Source organism: Levilactobacillus paucivorans (genome assembly GCF_001437125.1).
Classification (GTDB): Bacteria; Bacillota; Bacilli; order Lactobacillales; family Lactobacillaceae; genus Levilactobacillus; species Levilactobacillus paucivorans.
Window position 1 is genome coordinate 1 of record NZ_JQCA01000166.1, and the last position, 4956, is coordinate 4956.

The following is a 4956-nucleotide window of genomic DNA, read 5'->3' on the forward strand; positions in this document are numbered from 1 at the left end:
TACATATTATATGTACGAAGGCATTTCATTTACACAAGATTCTTGACGCTACCTAAATGACGATGGTTAGAACAACTATTACCGCCATCACCGCTGTCAGGGTCAGTAACACCCCTTCCAATTGTTGTAAGGTCATTTTTATCCTTTCACATCAATGCACATGGGCTTAGACCATATACAGCCTGAATCATAGAAAAAGGGCGCCGCGGCTAGACAACCACCGGCGTCCTGATATCCTTCACTCGACTAATCACTCAAAAAATGGTACCGGGTCAGTTCTAATGCGGAATGTTCCATAATTAGCTGACCATGCTCGGCCAAAACATCCGGTGCAACCTTAGTGCTGTCCCCATATTCATAGGCGACAGCCAGTTCATCTTTGATTGATTCACGCGAAGACTCATTGACGAAGAAAATTAATTCCAAATAGTAGGCGTTCTTGTAACGATAGAGGTTGGACGCGGCGTTCTCCAAGTGAAGAACCCGTGCCAAACTAATCATATCCTCAAATGTTGGTAACCGTACGACCCGAGTCGTAGTTGGTTGACCATCATCATCTAAATAATCCTCGATGTCGTTGGTGTTACCGGTGGCAGATTTAAAGTTGGAGAAGAAATCCTTCTGACCGTCCTTTTCCAGGAGGTGGGCTTTCAACTGATCCGACACCTGATCGGGGTGTTGCCCGTCAACACTTGCATCTGTCACATTCGTGTCAGTGGCACTGTCTTCATCGACATTCTTACTGATAAAGAGCTCGAGACCATTCCGATTTGGTAAAACTTGGAAGGTCACAGCATCATTATCTTGGAATTGATGATCGACATCGACTTCTTCCAGAATGCTGTAGAAGAAACCTTCGATCTGTTTATGGTTGCCCAGAAGGTCCAAGACCGTAATGCCGCGTTCGCTGAGGTCATCGTTACCAATGACGACGCGGATCGTGTTTTCGTTAATACGTTCCATTTCCATTGAATAACACCCCTTTCTCGTGGGTTTGGGGATCGTCCTTGATACTCATTCTAGCCATTTTATTTTACTTGTAAAGTAATCATAACAAAAAAACCAGACTGCAAGACTTATTTTCTCACAAATCTGGTTAGATGCAACTAATTAACCTTATTCGTTTCGTTTACCAGTCGTTGTGCCCGTTGAAGTTCTAGTTCGCGGACTTGTCGGGGTAAAAACCGGCGAATCTCTTCTTCGTTATAGCCAACCTGAAGGCGTTTGTCGTCAATCATGATCGGCCGCCGCAGAATCCCTGGGTTCTGGCAAATCAGATCGTAGAGTTCACGCAACGGCAGATCATCCAGGTCAATACTTAACTCCTGGTAGACCCGTGACCGTTTGGAAACGATCTCCTCGGTCCCATCTTCTGTCAGTCGCAAAATATTTTTAACATCCGCGACCGTCAAAGGTTCAGCAAAAATATTCTGTTCCCGATACGCAATTCCATGGTTCTCAAACCATAGACGTGCCTTGCGGCAGGACGTGCAACTTGGTGTTGTATAGAGCGTGACTGTCATGATCGTTTCCCCCTCACGTGGTATGAATGATTTTATAAATACATTATACCGGTTTCTGGGGAAATTGGAAGAGGATCTGAGTAAATAGTTAATAAACAATATCTATTGGATTGTTTATTTATCGTCATGATCATGACCGCTATTAATCGATTAGTCTTTAATTGTCGGTTAGACAATTAACATTTAACGAATACTTATGATTAGATTTCATATGTTTTGCCAACTTCAACCGTAGCCACTGGGACATCTTGCCCGGCAGCCTGCCGTGCCTCAGCCGTCAACTGCGACCACTCTCCGGTCTGTGGCAGGTGGGTAAGCAATAACTGCTTCACGTGGGCTGCTTGAGCCAAACGGCCGGACTGTGTCGAGGTGAGATGCCAGGCTGGGCCTTGATGGTCAGCATAGAAATTGGTATCTGCCAACAAGACATCCGTATCCTTAGCCCAATTGATTAGCCCATCAAAATAGGCTGTGTCTGCGGTAAAGGCCAAAGTCTGGCCAGTCGCCCGTTCGGTAATCCGTGGGGCGTAGGCCGGCACCGGATGATGTGTCGGTAGAAAATCAATACTGAGTGGCCCCAGCTCCAACGTTTGCTTAGGATCATAGGCCCGCCCTTCAGTCGCTTGGGGCCAGGTCAGACCGCCGAAGTTCAGTGGATCCGCAGTATGCCCGTAAATTGGCAGGATTGGTTCTGCCTTAGGCTCGGTGCCCAGTTGCCATTCGTATTGAAGAACTCCCACATCGGCCGTGTGATCATGATGGTAGTGTGTCAGGAGTACCGCATTGAGTTGTAAGGGACTCAGGACCTTCTGTAAGGCCATCAAGGCCCCACTCCCGCAATCCAGTAACAGGTGATAATCCCCGCTTGTGATGAGGTAGCTACTGGTTCCCACACCGTTGTATGGGTAACCCCCGTAACACCCTAAAACTGTTAACTTCATCCAATCATCCTCTCATTATGGTTCTTGTCTTCAGTTTAGCGCGTCGTCTAACGAGTGTAAACGTTTCGCTTTCCTTAGGGATCCCCTATAATGGGCGTAAAGGTTCCTAAAGGAGGCTCGCAATATGTTAACCCAACTTGCTGTCACCTTCGGCAGTCGTTACCTACTTGAACAACTTGTTTCTAAACATCCCGATCGACCGTTCGTCCTCCTAGCGGACACCACCGATCCCACTGGATTACAACTCGTCGACGTTTCCGATCGGCCAACCGTCTTCTTCAGCCGACTAAGTTACCGGGTCTTATTCAGTCACGGTGAAACGGACTGGCACGGATTCTACCATTTTCTCTATTTCACCTTTGACCCCGACGATGCCAAGATCTTCGAGGATCATCTCGACCGCTTAGTCCGTGAGGCACTTCCCGTCAGCATGCAGGCCATTCTAGTCTTAAAAAAAGACCGCGTTGCTGGCGAATACGTCGTCCTCACCATCTGGGATGATAGTCTGGCCTACGCCCTCTGGCGGCATTCCTACCGATTCCATGATATTTCACGGTTCACACAACGGGCGCTGAGTTCTCACGCAGCCACCTATCGGATCGCCCCACCAGAAGAGACAGACTCTGCCGATGGTGACACCGATGACCAGCCCCCAGTCACGCCCTAAGGCCCCCTCGGTGGGTCTTTTCTTTTACCAGAAATTCGCGTTACAATAGTTCTATATCATTTTATAGAAAGTTGGCGACTTTTTTTTGACGCAAACAACCTCTAACGCAGCGGTGACCAAGATCGCCCCCACTGTGCCCTTAACCACGGAGCAAGCTGGACTGGTTCAAAAGATTTTGGACTTTACGAGTGCTCACCTAAACGAGACGAAGCCAGCTGTTTTTACGGTATTCGGTGATGCGGGCACTGGAAAAAGTGTCATTCTGTCACACCTATTTGATCGCTTACAGACGGCATCACGGACGGAACCAGACAGTGTCTTTGCCCACACGGAGAACTACTTTCTGGTCAACCACCCGGAAATTTTAAAGGTCTATCGGCAAATTGCTGGTGACCGTCCGCACCTCTTTAAGAAGGACTTTCAACGGCCTACCTCACTCATCAATCAGGCGGAGCAAGGTAAGGTTCACCCCGACGTTCTCATCATTGATGAAGCCCACCTGCTCCTGTCACAGGCTGACCACTATAATAACTTTTATGGCCACAATCATTTGAAATCGCTGTTGGCGTATGCCAAGGTCATTATCCTGGTCTTTGACGAGACGCAGGTCCTACGGTTTAAGAGCTATTGGACCGAGAAACGCCTGCAACATTTGCTGGTTCCTTTTACCCATGACAATTACCGTCTGACTCATCAATTTCGCATGCAGGCCAGCGACGAGCTGGTCCAGTGGATCAACGACTTTACCCACGCTCAAGTGCGGCCGCTACCCACAACAGCTGGTGACCACTACGACTTGCGGGTCTTTGACGATGCCGAAGACATGCGCCAGGCCATTGTTCAAAAGAATCAGGCGGTCGGCCTCTCACGCATTGTCGCGACGTCCGGCTACCCCTCCACACTAGATGGCGGTAAACACTACATCACTGAAGGTCGTTTCCACTTGCCCTGGGATCAGTACAATTACACCAGCACCCCCTGGGCGGAGCTGCCTGAGACCATCGATGAAGTTGGGTCGATCTATACCTGTCAGGGGTTTGATTTAAATTACGTTGGACTCATCATTGGCCCTACCCTCAGCTTAGATACTGACAACCGTCTGATAGTCAATCTGGACCGCAACACAGATGTCGAGACCTTTAAACATCGTGATGATCTGACTGACCCCCAAGAAGTTCTGGCAGCCAAACGCCAACTCATCTTAAATACCGTGAATGTCCTCATGAAACGTGGGGTCAAAGGCTTATATCTCTTTGCCCACGATCAACGATTACGTTCGTTCTTAAAACAAAGCCTCAACAACTAGGAAGCCTTAACTGCTGCCTGCTAAAGTTATTGTCCTTAGTACCCTGAGTCAGGTTTTTCCGATAATCGGGTCGTTTCAATTGATGACTACGTTTCTGAAAGTGCCGGTCTCATCATCGTGGTCACCAGTCCCTTCAAGAAAGAGTCGCAACTGTTTTAAATCCCCTCGAGGTTTTGGTATAAAAGACACCGCCATTGCCAATGACTGTATTAGCCATTGATAACGACGGTGTCTTTTTGTTATTTTCTTGTGATATCAAAAAAGCCTTCCCTAAGGAAGACTTGCTCTGACGGTCCGTACGAGACTCGAACTCGTGATCTCCTCCGTGACAGGGAGGCGTCCTAACCAACTAGACCAACGAACCAATGATTGCGGGAGCAGGGTTTGAACCTGCGACCTTCGGGTTATGAGCCCGACGAGCTACCAGACTGCTCCATCCCGCGATAATATTAAATTGTGTAACAATGACCCGTACGGGATTCGAACCCATGTTACTGCCGTGAAAGGGCAGTGTCTTAA

Annotated in this window: 5 protein-coding genes and 2 tRNA genes; 2 read left to right on the top strand and 5 right to left on the bottom strand. The window is 48.2% G+C overall.

The annotated features are described in order from the left end of the window. Positions 1-246 precede the first annotated feature (246 nt). The 3 genes from IV54_RS11100 to IV54_RS11110 form a co-directional block, all read right to left on the bottom strand. Positions 247-969: an adaptor protein MecA gene (locus tag IV54_RS11100; RefSeq protein ID WP_057879392.1), complete on the bottom strand. Its 723-nt coding sequence runs from the start codon at positions 967-969 to the stop codon at positions 247-249. Between the two features lie 137 nt (positions 970-1106). Then, positions 1107-1523, bottom strand: a complete 417-nt coding sequence (gene spxA / locus IV54_RS11105) for a transcriptional regulator SpxA (RefSeq protein WP_057879393.1) — start codon at positions 1521-1523, stop codon at positions 1107-1109. Between the two features lie 200 nt (positions 1524-1723). Continuing rightward, positions 1724-2464, bottom strand: coding sequence for an MBL fold metallo-hydrolase (locus IV54_RS11110; RefSeq protein ID WP_057879394.1), 741 nt, complete (start codon positions 2462-2464; stop codon positions 1724-1726). Between the two features lie 124 nt (positions 2465-2588). Between IV54_RS11110 and IV54_RS11115 the strand changes: the two genes are divergently transcribed. Both IV54_RS11115 and IV54_RS11120 read left to right on the top strand, forming a co-directional pair. Then, positions 2589-3131 carry an antibiotic biosynthesis monooxygenase family protein gene (locus IV54_RS11115; protein WP_057879395.1) on the top strand — a complete coding sequence of 181 codons (543 nt, stop codon included), beginning with the start codon at positions 2589-2591 and terminating at the stop codon, positions 3129-3131. A gap of 85 nt (positions 3132-3216) precedes the next feature. Next, positions 3217-4437, top strand: coding sequence for a DUF2075 domain-containing protein (locus IV54_RS11120; protein ID WP_057879396.1), 1221 nt, complete (start codon positions 3217-3219; stop codon positions 4435-4437). 290 nt (positions 4438-4727) lie between these two features. Here the strand turns inward: IV54_RS11120 and IV54_RS11125 are convergent. Further along, positions 4728-4801 (bottom strand) — tRNA-Asp (locus IV54_RS11125). Between the two features lie 5 nt (positions 4802-4806). Continuing rightward, positions 4807-4880: transfer RNA gene (locus IV54_RS11130), tRNA-Met, on the bottom strand. Positions 4881-4956: the final 76 nt, after the last annotated feature.